The sequence below is a fragment of the Psychrobacter sp. NPDC077938 genome, from assembly GCF_044542635.1.
In the GTDB taxonomy this organism is placed as follows: Bacteria; Pseudomonadota; Gammaproteobacteria; order Pseudomonadales; family Moraxellaceae; genus Psychrobacter.
This window is the reverse complement of the sequence record NZ_JBITUW010000002.1, coordinates 210,204-229,498: the sequence shown is the minus strand read 5'-3', so window position 1 is coordinate 229,498 and position 19,295 is coordinate 210,204. Positions and strand designations below refer to the sequence as shown.

The window sequence follows — 19,295 nt, the reverse complement described above, 5'->3', positions numbered from 1 at the left end:
AAGTTAGTTTGGCTATTTTATCAGTTATCTGGTTGATAAAATAGCACCATAATTTATTGGCTTAGATTAACTACCTAGCCTACTTGACAACCAGCTATATACTAAGCGACTCTGTCACCATGTGCTCGCTAAAATAGCGCAGCAGCTCTTGTATGACCGTCACGCGCTGTTGCGGTGTGGCCAATTTATCGCTATTTTGGTAACGGATACCAGATGCGCCATTCATACGATAATGCTGACCATTTGATTGGATCAACTTGATAATCGCTAACGCATCAACTGGAGTATCAGGTGCAAATTCCAGCGTCATACTACTACTATTGGCATCAATTTTATTGATCTTGAGCGGCTCTGCTTGTAAACGTAATCCATGAATGGCGAATAATTGCTTGGTTTGATCTGGCAGTGCACCGAAGCGGTCTATCATTTCCGTACGAATATCCGTCAATGCTTCTTTATCATCGGTATTACTAATACGCTTATAGAACAATAAGCGCTGATGCACGTCATGTAGATACTCTTCTGGAATAAGAGCAGAGCTATGTAGGTTGATTTCACTGGTTAGCGACAATGGTGTATTTAAATCAGGCTCCTTGCCAGCTTTAATGGCTTTAGTCGCACGCTCAAGCATATCCATGTATAAGCTAAAACCAATCGCCTGCATATTGCCACTTTGCTGCTTACCCAATATTTCCCCTGCACCGCGAATTTCTAAATCCTCACTTGCCAGCATAAAACCTGCACCCAACGTATTGGCACGTTCAATCGCATGCAAACGGCGCTTGGCATCACCTTTGAGTCCTTTAAGGGAAGGTACTAATAAGTAGCAATACGCTTGATGATGACTGCGTCCTACTCGGCCTCGCAGCTGATGCAATTGCGCAAGACCAAACTTATCCGCACGCTCAATGATAATCGTATTGGCATTGGGCACATCAATACCCGTCTCGATAATGGTAGAGCAAACCAACACGTTGAATTTTTTATGATAAAACTGCTGCATGATCTGCTCAAGCTGACGCTCTTGCATCTGTCCATGAGCTACTCCTACTCGCGCTTCTGGCACTAGGTCACGAATGGTCTCTGCCATACGCTCGATACTGGCAACATCATTATGTAGTAGATAGACCTGCCCACCACGCAGAAGCTCACGCAATATGGCTTCTTTCATCAAGGCTTCGGTCTTTTGCATCACAAAAGTTTTGATGGCAAGACGACGGGCAGGTGGCGTGGCGATAATCGACATATCGCGCATGCCTGAGAGCGCCATATTAAGCGTTCTAGGGATCGGAGTCGCCGTCATAGACATGCTATCAACATCTGTCTGAATGGCCTTGATACGCTCTTTATGACGCACTCCAAAGCGATGCTCTTCATCAACAATCATCAGGCCAAGGTTGGCAAATTTCACATCTGGTTGTAGCAGTTTATGAGTACCAATGACAATGTCCACTTTGCCAGCAGCCAAATCAGCCAATACCATTTCTTGATGTTTTTTGCCGCCAAAGCGCGATAAGCTCTCGATACGAACTGGCCAATCGGCAAAACGATCGCGGAAATTGTCTTCATGCTGACCGGCAAGCAATGTGGTAGGCACCAGTACGGCAACCTGATAGCCAGCACTAACGGCAATAAAGGCGGCTCGCATCGCGACTTCTGTTTTACCAAAACCAACGTCGCCACAAATAAGACGATCCATCGGCTGGTTTTGTCTCATGTCTTCCATAACCGCACGAATGGCATTTGCTTGGTCAGCGGTTTCTTCAAAGGCAAATTGACTGGCAAATAATTCATACTGTGATGGGTCTATCTTAAAATGAATACCTACTTTGGCCTCACGTCTTGCCTGCATATTGAGCAATTCAGCAGCGACGTCATGAATTTGCTCTAATGCTTTTTGCTTGGCTCGGTCCCATTTACCACTACCAATCTTATGTAGCGGTGCTAAGGCAGGATCGCCGCCACTATAGCGACTAATCATTTGCAGATTGGCCACTGGCACATAGATACTAGCGTCATCAGAATATTTTAAATGGATAAATTCTTGCTCACCATCGCCCACATCTAAGGTAATCAAGCCATTATAACGACCGATACCATGCTCAATATGCACTACTGGACTGCCATCTGTTATCTCAGTGACGCTTTTAACCAAGAACTCTTCTGACACACCGCTTTGGCGACGACGGCGCGTCTGTAAGACTTGACGACCAAACAGCTGTGTCTCGCTAATCAACACCAAGCGTTCAGGCACATAGACACCGCGCTCAATTGGCGCTACGGTCAGACCGACATGCGGTAGATGACTGTTATTAATAGCGCTGGTTTTATCTGCGGCTAGAAAGGCTTCAAAGCTATCGTACGCCTTGATATCAATCTTGCCCTTAAACAGTTCAATGAGAATCTCGCGACGGCCTGCGGTTTCTGCAACGATTAGTACGGGTGTTGAAGTCTTTGATTGCGTATCCAAGAAGTCGAGCAATTCAGATAATGGTTCAGACTTTTGATGATTGACTGCTAACTGTGGCGGTTCTTGAGCACTTAATGTCACCAGTCCTTGTTGTTTAGTGACACTCGATGGCAATGGTATTTGTGAGGCATCTATACTTTCTGACACTGCCACACCATTCATCGTAGCCAGTTCATCACGAGCACTTAATATTACTCTTGGATACTGATTTAGCTGTTCGTTAAGCGCGTTAGATAGTAGATACAGCATTGCTGGCTCTACGATAGGCTTATCAATATCATGTCGACGTTCTTCGTAGCGGCGCTGGATTTGTGACCAGTAATCAGCTTGTTTTTCATTGATTAACTCATCGGTGATAAACAACGCATCGCTTGGTAAATAGGAAAATAAACTACTCTCCACCTCCCAGTCTTTCAAGTCAAAAAATAGCGGCTGATAATACTCTAATCCGCTACTAGCAATCCCTGCCATTACGTCTTTATGCAGCTCAGACTTTCGGCTACTGGTATTGGGGAACATCGCGGCAAAGTTTGTGCGGAACGTCTCACGCCCTTCATCGAGCGGAAACTCTTTTGCAGGCAAGATTTGAAATTGGTCGATAGGTTTAGAGATATCTGGCATTTTATGCAGTAGTGACAATGACTCCTTCGCCATACTGGTATCGTTGCCCGTCAACATCGCCTTCAAATCATCGGCAGTCAATGTACGCTGCGTTTGAGGATGGAAAAAGCGAATCGTTTCAATTTCGTCATCGAACAAGTCCAAACGTAGCGGAAAAGGCTGACCCATGGCAAAAATATCAATGATACTGCCACGTACTGCAAACTCACCTGGTTCAAAGACATTTTCAACCGCTCGGTAACCAGCCTTAGCCAACAGCCCGCGTTGGGTATTGATATCAAATCGATCGCCAACACTCAAATCAAAATGCTGTCCAATCAACCAGCTTGGCGGTGCGACGCGATGCATGAGGGCTTGTATCGAAATAAGTAGCACGCCCGTTTTCGGCATATCCGTCAACAGATTGATGCGTTCGCTAACGATGTCTTGATGTGGAGATAGCTCATCATAGGTTAGCGTTTCCCAGTCAGGGAATACGTAAGCATCGACTCCGCAAAATGCCAGCTCAGTCTCTATTTGATTGAGTTGGTTCTGGTCACGTGCCACCACAACTTTTAGGCGCTCGGCAACATTCCACATAGGTGTTTGAACCAAGCTTGCCAACCATAAACTGCTGACCGCACCATGGACAGGCGCTAGCCAACGCCGCTCAGAATTTTGGATAGGAAACAACTGCTGGTTAATAGGGTCAAACGCGTCAGTCAAAGCAGTAATAGGCATAAAGAGTAGAATCAAAGTTAAGGAGTCAGAAAGCTATTATACGAATATTTGAGCAATTACCAAAACTTATGCCGTAACGGTTTGTCACTTAAGAGTTTACTCATTAATGATTGAGGGTTAACAACGATTATTGCGCTTTAACTGTCGTTACATAACAAAAAACCCCAACTTATCAGCTGAGGTTTTCGTTTTGACTAATCAAGCCAAGCCTAAAACTTCAGCTGATAAGTGATTTATCACTAGCGATGATGCCATTGTTATCAGCATAAATGAACATACCCGAATTCAACGTCAAATCACCAAAACTAATTTCGATATCCGTTTGACCTTCATCACGGCGAGTTGATTTACGCGGGATACAACCAAGCGCCATCACACCAAGCTCCATCTCTGCCATGTCATCAACATCGCGGACACAGCCATATACAATTACCCCAGCCCAGCCATTATCGATAGCTGATTGTGCAATCATATCGCCTAGTAATGCACAACGCATAGAGCCGCCGCCATCCACGACCAATACTTTGCCATTGCCTTCTTTGTCTTTGCCACCGCTATTCAATAGAGATTTAACACGGCTATTGTCTTCAAAGCACTTAACCGTCACGATTTCACCGCAGAATTTGTCTTTTGCACCAAACTGACGGAATGACTTACCTTCGATATTTGGTAAGCATACTTGCGACTCAGGATTGGCATCCAATAGATCACAAGTGACAAAATTTCCTCTATCCATTTGTATCGATTCTGACATTGCTCCTGCTCCTTGTTTTAGTGATTCAACTGACTGGTTTTTCAATACTTATCGATGCTTTGATAATAGTTATTGTGTTTTTTACTCTTGTATTTTGTTCTAATGCAATCTTGTCCTAATGCAATTAACAATCGATATCTGTAGCTTTCCAGCTTTGAGACTGAATCTGTCACTAGAAAAACTGTCCTTTTATTTTTTAACACGGGTCATCGCTAGCATCTGCTTATTTTCGATAATGTCGATACGCTTAATTTGAGGCTCGGTACGGTACTTACTACGATGATAGATATCATGAGCACTCATAGCCATGGCACTGGCAACGCGTTTAGCAGAGATAGGATGTAACGATAGTGACTCTGACACGAGCGGCGAGATAAGTTTAAAGGCTTTTTGACCAAGGCTCTCAAGCGGACGACCTTTATGTTTACCAAGCAGTAATGACGGACGAAAGACGACCAATTGGCCAAAATCTAATGCCATAACAGCCTGCTCTGTCTCAGCTTTGACTCGATTGTATAAAAAACGACTATCAATATCCGCATTCATCGAGGAGAGTAAAAAGAAATTCTCTACCCCTTTGTCACGACATAACTTGGCAAAATTTACGTTATAGTCTCGATCTATCTTGCGAAAAGCCTCATCACTACCAGCCTGCTTTTTTGTTGTACCCAAACAACTAAAAGCATCCGTGGTTCGATCGGCACCGACACTTGCAAACACTTCAGAGAGGTTATCAAAATCATTGATTTGATAAAAACGCATGCTGGCATTAATGTAGCGTGGCGGGCGACGAGCAATCACAATCAATGTGTCATAAAGCTCACTCAGTTGCTTTACCAAATGCTGCCCTACTAACCCTGTTGCGCCAATCACAATTGCTTTTCGCTGCATACCCTATCCACTTATATAACATTAGATGAACTATATTGATGAGAAAATACCTATATCAAGGTCTATCGTTAGAATATCATACCTAAATTCCTCAATAACTGACGCTATTATATAGGATATATTGTAAGAGATTTTATCAACCCTCTACGTCTATTAGCGCTTACTACTGATTTAGTTACTAGAATGACCCAAATTCGATGATATTACGTAACTTCTTTGAGCATTAATCATCAAATATATTGTCCTTAGTTCAATAATTTGCTAAGATAATCGGCTTTACACGTCAACGCTGTTTAATTATTCCAAACAGCTCTGACGCTTACGATGATCTATTCATATTAGATACTTTAATATCAGACATCGACATCATATTTGACGAGACGGCTGCTCGTCACCGATGATTGTTAAACCCATTATTGCAATCAACATTCATATTTTTATCTATCTTTATCAAGGAGATACGCGTGGCTAATACTGCACAAGCTCGTAAACGCGCCCGTCAAAACACTAAACGTCGTCAGAACTCTGCGTCACAACGCTCTATGGTTCGTACTTACTTAAAACGTGTTGATGCGGCTATCGCAGCTAAAGATTATGACGCGGCTACCGAAGCTTACAAAAAAGCGGTACCAGTTCTTGATCGTATGGCTGACAAAGGTATTATTCATAAGAATAAAGCTGCTCGTCGTAAGAGCCGCCTAAACAAAACAATCAAAGGCCTACAAGCTTAAGATTTGTATTGATTAGACCGCATTTCGCTTTTATAGCGTAATGACTAAAACCTTGTCACTGGTTCTAATACCATGGCAAGGTTTTTTTATGCCTATTCAAAACGTATTCGACGCATATCAACTCATTTCAATTTGCGATTAAGAACAAAACATCAATTCCACTGTACTTCTGGCGGCAATAGCAACTTGCTAGGATGATAGCCAGCTGCACGGTAACCGTCTAATAATGAACTAATCGGCCGCGTATATACTTGACCCCGCCAAATGAAATGCGCGCTCGCTTGATCAAATGGCTTATCATCAAACCATAAGAACACGCCTTCCATCATCTTTGGCCAATCATTCCAATCAATCTCTACCACATCGAACATAACTGCTAAGAACGCAGATAACAACGTGTCATGACTCACAGCAAGCATCAGATGGCCGTGCTGCGGCTGATTCTGATAAAAAAGCGACAGAATATCCAAACCGCCTTGATAGGTGTTTTTGGTCCCTTCGAGATTGCCTTGCAAAAAACGATTGATAAAGTTCAGCACGCCAATTTCTTTGAACACAGGATTAGCTATTTCAGGCTCGGTGACGAGGCTACCAGGCTCAACCAACAGCGACTGATGTGCAATATCACGTTTTAGCCCAGCTCCCTCTTGCATTAACTGCGCGGTATCGATACAACGTCCAATGGGGCTAGAGATACTATCGACGTCGAGCGAATATGGTAGATGACCTGATAACCAACGACCCCAAGACTTTGCCAGTATGCGACCTTTGGGAGTCAACGGCAACTGATAGCTAGCAAAACCATTACCATCAGAACGCTCGCGTAAAGAGTGCCTAGTAAATAGAATCAGCCGCTTATTTTCAGGCAATAGGCTAACGGAGGAAATCATACTATCTGGTAGGTGCGAAGGTGCAGGCGCGCTTGGGGTGTGACTCGCGAGCTTGTCAGCAGATATTTTGGACAGGGTGTTATTCAAATATTTACTCATGACAGCAAGCCTAGCAGATTTCTTATCAGGAATGAACCACAGACAAATCTAGTTGCAATATATCTTATAAATACCTTCACTCTTTCAAAAAACACTTTATTCAAAAGAGTCTATACCTAAAATAAATGAAGATTTGCCAAATATTTACATACGTTCCTAGCCAATATCAATGACTTTGTCCCATGCAAACTCTAATGCCGTACTACTAACCTCATTAGGGTAAGCTCGTGGATTGACAATCACTCGCGTATTACCAATTTTATAATCGAATGCTTCATGAGTATGTCCATGTACCCAAAGCATCGGTGCCCAATCCTCATTCATCCATCCTGACAAGTCACTCACGAAAGCTGCATTACTCGGTAGATTGGCATACTTTTCAGACACCGATAATGCACTGACACTATGATGACTCATGACTACTGTTTTTTTACCAAGTTTATGAGATTCCATCAAAGCTTGCTGCAGCCACTGACGATGCTCCGCATGAATCAGCATAGATACTTCAGGCGAAAACAGTTCGTTACCTGCGTAAATCTGCTTGTAGTCACGCATAAAATGCCTAGCAGCAGCCATGGTGTCTTCGTTAGCATGATACTGATAATCTGTCCAAAGCGTACAACCTAAAAGGCGTATATCACCGATATCAATATGCTGACATTGTAATACGCGAACACCTTTTTTAGACGCAGCATCATAATTATCCCAAGTTGCCAGTTTACGGTCAAAGCTCAATACGTCTTCATCAAAGTATTCATGATTACCAGCGATAGTAATCAGGGGAACTTCTAAGCGCGCTGCTTGTTCTTGCAACCACGGCATACCTTTGTCGCTATTAGCAGTGTCCCCTGCTACTAATACTAAATCTGCATCAGTTTTAGGAATATGTCCAACGGGGTGCGATTGACGTGCATAACTATCAATATGTAAGTCACTCAATATCTGTAATTTCATATTATCCAACATCACTTAGTGGCGTTATTATTAAAAATCTAATTAGCGATAAACACTCATAGCAGTACTACTGATATTTAGCTAAATGAGCGTTTTTAATATAGTTATTATATTTTAGAAAGGTTGTAAGAATAAATTTAAGTAGTGTAGCAGCTTTTCCTCGACCATCAAAAAGTAAAAAGACAGCCATTTAGGCTGTCTTTTTTTCTTAACATTTATTCAAACTTAAATACTTTGAAGTATTGTCTGTAGTTTAGCAGCAGGGTCTGAGGCTTGAGTGATCGAACGGCCAATGACTAAATAATCAGAACCGTCTATTAGCGCCTGACTTGGTGTACAGATACGTTTTTGATCATCTGCATTATCTTCTGCTAGGCGAATACCAGGCGTCACCAGTTTAAAATCCTGACCACATAATGCTTTAAGTGCCTTTGCTTCTTGAGCCGAGCAAACTACCCCATCAAGACCAGCTTGCTTGGTCAATTGTGCTAATCGGCTTACTTGGGTATCTAAGCTATCAGTGATGCCTGTTTGCATCAACGCTTCACTATCCATAGAGGTCAATACGGTAACTGCGATGAGCAAGGTATCAAGATCTCTATCTAGCAAACGCTGTTTTGCCAACGACATGGCCTCTAACCCTGCGCTAGCATGGACATTCACCATCCATACACCAAGCTCAGCGGCCGCTAACACTGCTTGAGCAGTGGTATTCGGAATGTCATGAAATTTTAAGTCTAAGAACACTTCAAAATCACGTTGATGCAGTGCCTTGATGATATCAGGGCCACAACGCGTAAACAGCTCTTTACCGACTTTTAATCGGCATTGAGATGGATCTAACTGGTCAGCTAACGCTAGAGACGCCTCTACCGTCATATTGTCTAGAGCGACGACAACTGGAGAGTTAATTACATTATTCATGGTTTTACCATATATTTTGAAGTTATCAAAGTATTGTATTTGAGGTCAGTACTGCGATCGTTAAGCTATCACCTAGCAGATCACATAAAAAATCACTTAACGACTTAATCTCGTCTACGCTTAGACAGAGTAGAGCCTTCAGTTAGGCTAGTTGCGTCACTACTTTGTACATTGGCAGCAGAAGCACCATAAACAGCTTCATCTACTGTTGGCGCGCTTGCTTGACGATCGATAACTGTATTGGCTTGAGTCAATTGCTCTTGCAAGTTTGCGTTTGCTTTTTGCAGACGTGAGATTTCCCACTTATTTTGCAGCACACGAAAGATAAGCAATGCCAGTAAAATACCAATAACAATACCTAGCATCAAACACAAAATAAGTAGCAACCCTAGATTCATCGTAGGTGCTTGTGAAAACAGTAGGTTGACTCCGACCTCAGTATTATTTGCCAATACCAAACCAAGTGAATAGGCAAAGCTCAAGAATAGCAATACAAATAGTAGAAAGCGCATGAGACAGTTACCTCTGTTTGGAATGATAAATTTTGACGGTTAGATAGCCAGTGCTGGTTTAATTAACCGTTTGGGTTTGCTACCGTATCGTTTACTGCTTCGCGTAAGGCCTTGCCTGGCTTAAAATGTGGAATCGCTTTAGCCGGTACAGGTACGCTTTCACCTGTCTTAGGATTGCGTCCCATACGGGCACGGCGATGATGTAGACAAAAACTACCGAATCCGCGAACTTCGACTCGGCCATCATTGGCTAAAGTATGGGTCATCAAGTTTAAGATTTCACGCACTGCGTCATCAACCACGGTATCTGCCATGTTGTCACAGTTTGCACTCAAATTACTAATAAATTCGGATTTGTTAATCGCTTGCTGCATTATTACGCTTGCCTTGTTGATTGATGGATAAGCTGATGATAAGTCAACGCTCTATAGTACGTAAATGCGTTTGTATAATTAAACTATATATACTGAATCTTTGAAAACTAACATTCAGAATCATATTATGACCATAAAAAGCTTATAACTATCATCTCGTTACTCAATGGTGCAAATGATAGCGGATATTAGCGTAAATGGGAATAAGAGTTTGCCCATTTGGCTAAAAACCTCTATTACTAACTGTGTTAATAAAATCTAATCATAAAAAAAAAGCGACCGAAGTCGCTTTTTTTATATTACTTTTATATCAATAGTTTGCAGCTTACTGCATTTGCTCTTTGATCAAATCACCAATAGTTTTTGGCTGTGCATCAGAACCTGGAGCAGCAGTAGTGTTGGTGCTACCAAGATCTTTAATCGCTTGACGCTCTTCAGCTTCGTCTTTCGCTTTGATAGACAAGTTGATGTTGCGTGTTTTACGATCAACACTGATGATTTTAGCTTCAACGTCATCACCAACAGTCAGATGCTTAGTTGCATCTTCAACGCGGTCACGTTGGATTTCAGAAGCACGTAGATAAGCTTCAACTTCGTCAGCAAGTTCGATAGTAGCGCCTTTGGCATCTACTTCTTTTACTTTACCATTAACGATAGCACCACGGTCATTGTTGACTAGGTATTCGTTGAATGGATCAGAGCTTAACTGCTTCACGCCTAGGCTGATACGGTTAGCTTCTGCATCTACAGACAATACCATTGCTTCAACGGTGTCGCCTTTATTGTAGTTACGGATAGCATCTTCGCCAGTTTCGTTCCAAGAGATATCAGATAGATGAACAAGACCATCAATACCACCGTCTAGACCGATAAAGATACCGAAGTCAGTGATTGATTTGATAGTACCAGTGATTTTATCACCGCGCTCATGTTTCTTATCAAACTCATCCCATGGGTTAGCTAGAGTTTGTTTGATACCTAGGCTGATACGACGACGTTCTTCATCGATATCAAGAATCATTACTTCAACTTCATCGCCCACTTGAACAACTTTAGATGGGTGGATGTTTTTGTTGGTATGATCCATTTCTGATACGTGTACTAGACCTTCGATACCTTCAGAAATCTCAGCGAAACAACCATAGTCAGTCAAGTTGGTTACGCGAGCTTTTACAACACTACCTACTGGGTAAGTGCCGCCAACGTTATCCCAAGGATCAGTACCAAGTTGTTTTAGACCTAGGCTAACGCGGTTGCGTTCACGGTCAAACTTCAATACTTTAACTTTTAGGTCTTGGCCAACTTCAACAACTTCAGATGGATGCTTGATACGGCGCCATGCCATGTCAGTGATGTGCAATAGACCATCGATACCACCTAGATCAACGAACGCGCCGTAATCAGTAAGGTTCTTAACGATACCTTCGATCTCGATGCCTTCTTCAAGCTTGTTCAATAGCTCTTCGCGCTCAGCTGAGTTTTCAGCTTCCATAACTGCACGACGGCTAACAACAACGTTGTTGCGCTTCTGGTCAAGTTTGATGACTTTGAATTCTAGCTCTTTGCCTTCAAGATGCGTTGTATCACGGATAGGACGTACATCTACCAATGAACCTGGTAAGAACGCGCGTACTGAGCCGATATCTACAGTGAAACCGCCTTTAACTTTGCTTGAGATAATACCTTTAACGATTTCATCGTTATCAGCGATTTTTTCAAGGAAGTTCCAAGTTTCAACACGTTTAGCTTTCTCACGTGACAGCAAGGTTTGACCCATGCCGTTATCAACCGCTTCAACTACGACATCAACGCTATCGCCAACTTCAACTTCAAGTTCGCCTTCTTCGCTTAAAAACTCTTCACGAGCGACGATACCTTCAGATTTAAGACCAGTATCTACTGTGATCCAATCACTATCGATGGCCACAACAGCACCTGTAATAACCGAGCCACGCTCGATATCTAGGCCCTGCTCTTCAATGCTCGCTTCAAATAGTTCAGCAAATGATTCCATTATGTCTACCTTTGTATAGCCGTATCCTGTCCAGCACAGTACGGATCAAATTTATGATTGTATAGAACGAAATACTGGTTTTATATCCCATGCAATCATATAAAAAAACGTTTGTTGATAGCGAGCTCATCGTAATTAAAACTGACTAACAACAACTGTCTTATATCGACTGCAATATCTTAAATAAACTAGGTTTTTCTTACTGCTTCAATAAAATTTAACTTAACCGTATTATTTTATACTAAAACAATGATTAATAGGAAACTTTTTGGTACTTAATATGTTGTTTTTACTAGCTATTAAATAACTAACTGGTGAAAAACACACCTTTATCTTGGCAATGCTTTTTGACCTGCTCATATACTGCATCGGCATTCAGTGCTGAACTATCAAGTAATAGGGCATCTGCCGCAGGCTTTGATGGCGCTGTACTGCGATTTTCATCACGGTCATCACGCTCTTTTATCGTCGCTAAAATTGCCTCAAAATCTGCTGTTTGACCAGCGTTCAACAACTGAGTCACACGGCGCTCTGCACGTGCTTCAGCACTGGCGGTCAAAAACACCTTAACATCAGCATCTGGGAAAACAACCGTACCCATATCGCGGCCATCAGCTACTAAACCAGAACGAGTGGCCATATCTTGTTGTAACTTAAGCAATGCTTGGCGAACCTGTGGAAAGACAGCTATCTGTGATGCATAGCCTCCGACCGTTTCATTGCGTACTTGCTCACCTACTGCTTGTCCATTAACAATGATATCTACACGTCCTGAGTCATTGTTTGGTACAAACGCTATCTCTAAGCTTTCAGTCAATGCCAGTACAGCATCTTCGTCAATTGATTGGCTAGCATCTGCGCTAATCAAACCCGCTTCAAAGGCTTTTAGTCCGACAATTCTATAAAGCGCACCAGAGTCTAACAACTGATAACCCAGTACTTGTGCCAGACGCCATGTAACAGTGCCTTTACCAGCGCCACTAGGACCATCGATACAAATAACAGGATAGCGCACTGATGAGATGTGGCTATTCTCTGTATTGAGTAAAACATTATCAGGTGTAGAACTAGTCATAATACTTACTCAATAATATGCGTTACTTATATCGCTTATCATATGTCATTAATAAAACAATATTTATTCGTATGTTAAGTCTTTAATAGCCCATTGAAATGGGTGCTATCAAATAGGGCAATATTATAGCAAAAAATCATCGTGACCACTAGCACCAAGACTGATATCTTGTTTATTAGTATTTTGAGTTTACATAGTGGCTCTATTCTTTTTCGCCGCTTGCCTACGCTCACGAAAAAATGTCTTGAGTATTTGGCTACTATGCTTGCTACATAACCCACTATAGGATTGGATACTGTGATTATAGAAAGGTTGTAATGATAAGTCCATTTGACTACCAACCATCCCAGCACGCGGTTCACTCGCTGCGTACACCAACTTGTTTACACGCGCATGGATTAAAGCACCGATACACATCGTACAAGGCTCTAAAGTAACATATAGAGTAGTCTGGAGCGGCAGTCGATAGTTTTCTAAACGCGTACAAGCGTCTCTTAATGCAACTATCTCTGCATGCGCAGTAGCATCATGGCTACTAATAGGTTGATTAAACCCTTGGCCGATAATCTGCTGATCATGTACCAATACCGCACCTACGGGTACCTCTCCTCGCTCAGCACCTTGTTTAGCAAGTTCAATTGCCTCTCGCATCCATTTAACGTCTTCAACTGACCAAAAGGTGCTGGACTGAATATTTAAGGGTTGATACGGCATTAAGCTTATATTCTGTATATTTTGCATTTATTGTGGTAATTGCCAGTCAATTGGAGTTTGGCCATACTGTGCCAAGTAGTCATTTGTTTTAGAAAAAGGTTTAGTGCCAAAGAAACCGCCACGGTTTGCTGCCAGTGGTGATGGATGTACCGCTGTCAGAATCAAATGCTTATCGGTATCGATATACTTACCTTTCTTCTGGGCTTTACTACCCCACAAAATAAATACGGTATGCTTTGTCTGTTCATTGACGGCATCGATGACGGCATCAGTAAACTGTTCCCAACCTTTATTTTGATGACTGTTTGGCTCGCCTTCTCGGACAGTTAATGAGCTATTAAGCAGTAGAACGCCTTGCTGTGCCCAGTATGTCAAATCGCCATGCGCTGAAGGCCGAATGCCAATGTCATCTGCCATTTCTTTAAGCAAGTTATTTAGTGATGGTGGCTTAGGAATGGCTTTAGGAACAGAAAATGATAACCCCATAGCCTGACCTGGACGATGATAAGGATCTTGGCCCAAGATTACCACTTTGACTTGTGATAACGGCGTGAGATTAAGCGCATTGAACATCAATGGTGCAGGCGGATAGATACTATCATCCGACTGATAGGCTTCCTTTAAAAATGCGCGTAGATTGTCCATATTCTCAGACGTTAATTCATCTGCTAATGCCATTTTCCAATCTTCTGGTAAACGGACATTGTCTAAAATCGCTTGTTTTTGTTCTGGAGTCTTGATTGTCGGTTCATCGAACAGTTCCATAGTGTGTCCTTTTTATACTTGTTATCTTGTTATAAGTTCCATAGCTTTGTTAAAGCCAGCTTACTGTAAACAATCATACTAACAAAAAACGGTGTACGCTTTGTTGATGAATTATAGCAATAAAAAAACGGCTACCGCAGTAATACGGTAGCCGTTTTTATCATATTAACACCAACAACTTAGCTGGCTAGAGACTCAGAATCAGGATGTGGCTCATGAGTTTCAACAACTGTCAGAATAATACGACTATCAGCTGAGCCTTTGTCTGACACCTTATCCAGCTTCATCGTATCATTCTCTTGAGAATCATCGACTTTAGGCTCTAAGGTCAGATGCACGACACCGCCATTAACCAGATCACCAAACAAAATCATACTTGCCAACGGTTTTTTGATTTCATCTTGAATCAGACGTTGCATCGGACGTGCACCCATTAGACGGTCATAGCCTTTATCTGCCAAGTAGTCACGTACATCATCATCAATCTCTAACGTTACTTGCTTATCATCGAGTTGCACTTGTAATTCAACTAAGAACTTATCGACAACCGATACAACAACTGACGTATCTAGAGGGTTGAACTGAATTATAGCGTCTAAGCGATTGCGGAACTCTGGCGTGAAGACACGTTTCAGCGACTCTGTATTATCACGACTATGGTCTTGTTGAGTAAAGCCCATTGACGAGCGACTGATACTATCAGCACCAACGTTCGTTGTCATAATAACTATGACCTGTTTAAAGATGGCCACACGACCATTGTTATCAGTCAACGTACCATGATCCATTACTTGTAGTAACAAGTTGAAGACATCTGGATGCGCCTTTTCAATCTCATCAAGCAACAACACACAATGTGGATGCTGATTGATTTTTTCGGTGAGTAAGCCGCCTTGATCATAGCCAACATAACCTGGAGGCGCACCGATCAAGCGTGATGCCGTGTGCGCTTCCATGTACTCTGACATATCAAAGCGTACCAATTCTACACCTAGCAGGTTCGCTAGCTGACGCGACACTTCTGTTTTACCTACACCAGTTGGACCTGCAAACATAAATGAACCGATTGGCTTATCTGGTGCTTTTAATCCTGCACGTGATAGCTTGATAGCATCAGCCAACGTAGCAATCGCCTCATCTTGACCAAACACCAAGTGCTTCAGATCTCGATCTAGGTGCTCAAGGATACTCTTATCATCACTCGATACAGATTTGGGTGGAATACGCGCCAATTTAGCAATGATAGCCTCGATATCAGCAACATCGATTTTCATCGGTGGCTTTTGACCTTTTGACAATTTCACACCATCTGCTGATTTAGCACTATCGCTTGCTTTTGCAGTCGCTGCTTCATCCTGCATTTCATTATCTGTATCACCATCGATACCTTCGATATCAGCATCAATCTGCGCATCAAAATCTTGCTCTAAATCAGCAATGAAACTTTCTTCCGCTTCGATATCATCGACATCAGGTACCACACCTAAGCGCTTATATGCACCTGCTTCGTCAATCACGTCAATAGCTTTGTCAGGTAAAAAACGCTCATGAATATGTTTGGCTGATAACTGTACCGCTGTGACCAACGCTTCATCCGTATACTCAACATTATGGAATTCTTCATAACGAGGTTTCAGACCGCGTAGGATATCGATGGTGTCATCCACACTTGGTTCTTTGACATCGATTTTTTGGAAACGACGCGACAATGCATGATCTTTTTCAAATACTTGGCGATACTCAGTAAAGGTCGTTGAACCAATACAACGCAGCTCACCGTTAGCAAGCGCTGGCTTGATAAGATTCGATACATCCATATTGCTGCTCATAGATGAACCAGCACCAATAATCATATGAATTTCATCGATAAAAAGAATAGCATTTGGTTTTTTCTTTAGCGCATCAAGCAATGACTTCATGCGTTTTTCAAAGTCACCGCGATACTTAGTTCCCGCAATCAGTGAACCGATATCAAGGCTATAAATCACGCAACCGTTAAGGGGCTTTGGTGCTTTGTCGTTAATAATTAACCATGCTAAACCTTCAGCGATAGAGGTTTTACCTACACCAGGCTCACCTACTAGCAATGGGTTATTTTTGCGACGACGGCACAGTACTTGGGCAGCACGTTCAATTTCAGAAGCACGTCCAATCAAAGGATCGGTTTTACCTTCAGCAGCTCGCTGGTTTAGATTGGTCGCAAATTCAACCAATGGATCTTTACTGGTCTTTTCAGAAGCACTACGACGCTCAGTGCCTGCAGAACCACGTGATTCAGATGGCTCCTCTTTATCTTGGCCGTGTGATAAATACTGGGTTAGCTCAAGGCGACTGATGCCTTGTTTTTTAAGCAGGTAGACAGCATAGGTATCATGTTCTGAAAACATAGAGACCAAAATATCAGAGCCTTCTACCAAACGACCACCACCGATCGACTGCACGTGAAAAATAGCACGCTGCAAAATACGATCAAAGCTTTGAGTCGGCTGCGGTGACTGTTCTGTATCAGCATCGATAGTTGGCGTGTGTTTATTAATATAAACCTCAAGCTCAGTACGCAACGCCGAGACATTAGCATTACAAGCAGTCAACGTATTGGCAGCATGAGTGTTTTCTAATAAGGCCAAAAGCAAGTGTTCAACAGTGAGATACTCATGCGATTTTTGGCGCGCAAGCGTCATTGCTAAACGTAGAGAAACTTCAAGATGACGACTTAACATAACAACTTCCTACGGTTATATCTATCTTTATAATTGATAGTTTTATGAATGAGTTAGTAAGTAAATCAGGGCGGTAGATGAATTGTTCAAGGGCTGTATTCGTATTATTAGAAGTCATGAATAAATGAGGTGAGCGGTAGACTATTGATTAAATACTATAATCTCGCTATCAGCCAACAGTAATCACAACTATCAATGGCCGCTTTTCTTTATATCAACACGATACTTCGACGGAGTCAATCTATTAACACAGACTAAAATGTATCAAAGCGTGCTACAAGCTAGTAGCGACAACTCTAATAACGAATATTAAATGTTGAAAAACTGATTAGATAGAAAGAGAGATTGATATTTTAGAAGCTAGAAATGACAGAGTTTTAGCAAGTTTAACTGAGATACTTAGTCTAAGACTATTAAATAGGCTGTTTAATAGATAGGGTTATTTGCTATAAAAATCAAGACTCTATGGATAATAAAACTATTTTAAGAGGCAAAGTTCATATATAAGAGGGGTGACTGAAAAGTCGAAAAAGCTCACTATAAAAGTGAGCTTTAATATGGATTACTTAGAAGTAAAGAACAGTAGGTAAAGCTTTAATAAAGCCATATATCAGTATAAAAAATTAATAAATTGCTCTACTCGCCTTGATGCGGCTCAATCTGGGTCAATAACGGATAACCTTCACGATGTGCCAGACTATTTACTTTTTTGGCCTTAGTCTCGGCGATATCTTTAGGATAAATGCCAGCAATACCTTTGCTGCTATTATGAATAGTCAGCATAATCTCGACCGCAGCATCCATACTATGACGAAATTCTGACTGCAATATGTATACAACGAACTCCATCGGCGTGTAGTTGTCATTGTACATAACGACCGCATACATAGGCGGTTTGGCTACTTCAGGCTCTGCGACCAATACATCTGCTTGCGGTGACGTTTCACCATCGGTATCACCGTCTTGTGCACGATGAGCAGGCATATTGGGAAAGTGCCAATCAGCAACCGTTGGCGTGGCTTGTGATATCATTTTTTTCATCATAATCAAAATATAATTATAAGGTAAGTTTAAGATAGAAGAGATTATTAAGGCAGGCGATAAGGCATGGTATAAAGCACAACCACTAATTAGGGCTGTTGTGCTTCGGTTTCAACCACAGCATCGTCACTGAGTATTTCATTAAGACATGAGGTAATTAAGGTACGATAGGACTTTCATCAACTTCTGGTAAATCTAGGAGCGATGGTAGCATGTTATCCACACTATCACCGAGCTTCCAGTCATACAACTGCTCTACTTTCTGACCACCAGCTTGCAAAGTCAGTTTGGCTTGCAATGGTCTAAAGCCTGATGGCATTACAAAGCGACCACGTATCCGAACGATGCCTTCGATCATATGGTATGCAGGGTCAAGTGGCACTTCTACAAGATCATCATTGTTAAGTAACGTCAATACAGGCCTTAAGCGTTTGGCTTGACCATCGCTACCGAGCATCCCAATATCAAAACCATACTCAAAAGCATTTTCAGGTAGTGGAGAAATTTTGGCACCTAATACCTGTAAAGGCATACCACCTTTCTCACGGATGACATCTGAATATAGCTCATTGAGCTGTGACACTTGTTTATTTTCTACCGTCAATTCTTGCTGGCTTTCACGCAGTTCTTTTAAATTAGCCAAACTGATGGCCAGTTCTTGTTTGGCAGTTGCCGCTTGGTTAGTAGCTATCTTATTGCTAAGGCGCAAATCTTCTAGCGCTTGTGTCGCTTCAGTGCTATCGATGATTGCTTGCTTGGCTTCTGTTTCCATCGAATGAAGGCCACGTTGGTAACCAAGCTTATGACCGAATACCAGCCCAACCATCGCTGTCACTAATACGGCTACAACGAACAGTGCCAATACCAATGTAGAAGCACCGCGTTGTGAGCTATCAATACCACTTATAGGGACATTATTACTTCTAAAGGAATGCTGTTTGCGCTCCAAGCTAGGTATAACCGAGTCTTTGCACGATTGACGTGCTGGCTGTGAGCAAAAGCGTAGTACGAGCTGAACACGCATTT

16 protein-coding genes are annotated in these 19,295 nt (G+C 42.1%); 1 reads left to right on the top strand and 15 read right to left on the bottom strand.

Features of this window, described 5'->3' with window-relative positions:
- Positions 1 to 94: 94 nt before the first annotated feature.
- From mfd to ACIGBM_RS04465, 3 genes are all read right to left on the bottom strand, one after another.
- On the bottom strand, positions 95 to 3,811 hold the full coding sequence (gene mfd, locus ACIGBM_RS04475) for a transcription-repair coupling factor (protein ID WP_397476904.1): 3,717 nt from the start codon (positions 3,809 to 3,811) through the stop codon (positions 95 to 97).
- A 217-nt stretch (positions 3,812 to 4,028) separates the two neighbouring features.
- Complete coding sequence (gene rraA / locus ACIGBM_RS04470) at positions 4,029 to 4,565, bottom strand: ribonuclease E activity regulator RraA (protein ID WP_397476903.1); 537 nt, start codon at positions 4,563 to 4,565, stop codon at positions 4,029 to 4,031.
- 189 nt (positions 4,566 to 4,754) lie between these two features.
- Positions 4,755 to 5,456 (bottom strand): NAD-dependent epimerase/dehydratase family protein, encoded by a 702-nt coding sequence (locus tag ACIGBM_RS04465; RefSeq protein ID WP_397476902.1) that lies wholly within the window; start codon positions 5,454 to 5,456, stop codon positions 4,755 to 4,757.
- 464 nt (positions 5,457 to 5,920) lie between these two features.
- Between ACIGBM_RS04465 and rpsT the strand changes: the two genes are divergently transcribed.
- Entirely contained in the window at positions 5,921 to 6,187 is a 267-nt protein-coding gene (gene rpsT / locus ACIGBM_RS04460; protein WP_010200097.1) for a 30S ribosomal protein S20, read from the top strand.
- A 152-nt stretch (positions 6,188 to 6,339) separates the two neighbouring features.
- On the opposite strand, the gene ACIGBM_RS04455 is transcribed toward rpsT, so the two are convergent.
- The 12 genes from ACIGBM_RS04455 to ACIGBM_RS04400 all read right to left on the bottom strand — a co-directional run bounded on the left by ACIGBM_RS04455 (position 6,340) and on the right by ACIGBM_RS04400 (position 19,293).
- Positions 6,340 to 7,176, bottom strand: coding sequence for a histidine phosphatase family protein (locus ACIGBM_RS04455; RefSeq protein ID WP_397476901.1), 837 nt, complete (start codon positions 7,174 to 7,176; stop codon positions 6,340 to 6,342).
- A gap of 156 nt (positions 7,177 to 7,332) precedes the next feature.
- Positions 7,333 to 8,130: a metallophosphoesterase gene (locus ACIGBM_RS04450; protein ID WP_397476900.1), complete on the bottom strand. Its 798-nt coding sequence runs from the start codon at positions 8,128 to 8,130 to the stop codon at positions 7,333 to 7,335.
- 225 nt (positions 8,131 to 8,355) lie between these two features.
- Positions 8,356 to 9,054, bottom strand: coding sequence for an orotidine-5'-phosphate decarboxylase (pyrF, locus tag ACIGBM_RS04445; RefSeq protein WP_102091941.1), 699 nt, complete (start codon positions 9,052 to 9,054; stop codon positions 8,356 to 8,358).
- A 104-nt stretch (positions 9,055 to 9,158) separates the two neighbouring features.
- Positions 9,159 to 9,566: a lipopolysaccharide assembly protein LapA domain-containing protein gene (locus ACIGBM_RS04440; RefSeq protein ID WP_102091942.1), complete on the bottom strand. Its 408-nt coding sequence runs from the start codon at positions 9,564 to 9,566 to the stop codon at positions 9,159 to 9,161.
- Positions 9,567 to 9,628: 62 nt separating this feature from the next.
- The gene (locus ACIGBM_RS04435) at positions 9,629 to 9,940 is read right to left on the bottom strand and encodes an integration host factor subunit beta (RefSeq protein WP_397476899.1); all 312 of its coding nucleotides are present in this window, start codon (positions 9,938 to 9,940) and stop codon (positions 9,629 to 9,631) included.
- 325 nt (positions 9,941 to 10,265) lie between these two features.
- Positions 10,266 to 11,954 carry a 30S ribosomal protein S1 gene (rpsA, locus tag ACIGBM_RS04430; protein WP_057759193.1) on the bottom strand — a complete coding sequence of 563 codons (1,689 nt, stop codon included), beginning with the start codon at positions 11,952 to 11,954 and terminating at the stop codon, positions 10,266 to 10,268.
- Between the two features lie 307 nt (positions 11,955 to 12,261).
- Positions 12,262 to 13,029 (bottom strand): (d)CMP kinase, encoded by a 768-nt coding sequence (gene cmk, locus ACIGBM_RS04425; protein WP_397476898.1) that lies wholly within the window; start codon positions 13,027 to 13,029, stop codon positions 12,262 to 12,264.
- A gap of 189 nt (positions 13,030 to 13,218) precedes the next feature.
- A complete protein-coding gene (gene tadA / locus ACIGBM_RS04420; RefSeq protein ID WP_397476897.1) occupies positions 13,219 to 13,743 on the bottom strand; it encodes a tRNA adenosine(34) deaminase TadA in 525 nt (174 codons plus the stop codon).
- 27 nt (positions 13,744 to 13,770) lie between these two features.
- Positions 13,771 to 14,508, bottom strand: coding sequence for a uracil-DNA glycosylase (locus tag ACIGBM_RS04415; RefSeq protein WP_397476896.1), 738 nt, complete (start codon positions 14,506 to 14,508; stop codon positions 13,771 to 13,773).
- A 179-nt stretch (positions 14,509 to 14,687) separates the two neighbouring features.
- Complete coding sequence (locus ACIGBM_RS04410; RefSeq protein ID WP_397476895.1) at positions 14,688 to 17,228, bottom strand: AAA family ATPase; 2,541 nt, start codon at positions 17,226 to 17,228, stop codon at positions 14,688 to 14,690.
- 636 nt (positions 17,229 to 17,864) lie between these two features.
- A complete protein-coding gene (locus ACIGBM_RS04405; RefSeq protein ID WP_397476894.1) occupies positions 17,865 to 18,260 on the bottom strand; it encodes an ATP-dependent Clp protease adaptor ClpS in 396 nt (131 codons plus the stop codon).
- Positions 18,261 to 18,426: 166 nt separating this feature from the next.
- Positions 18,427 to 19,293 carry a hypothetical protein gene (locus ACIGBM_RS04400; RefSeq protein WP_397476893.1) on the bottom strand — a complete coding sequence of 289 codons (867 nt, stop codon included), beginning with the start codon at positions 19,291 to 19,293 and terminating at the stop codon, positions 18,427 to 18,429.
- Positions 19,294 to 19,295 lie beyond the last annotated feature (2 nt).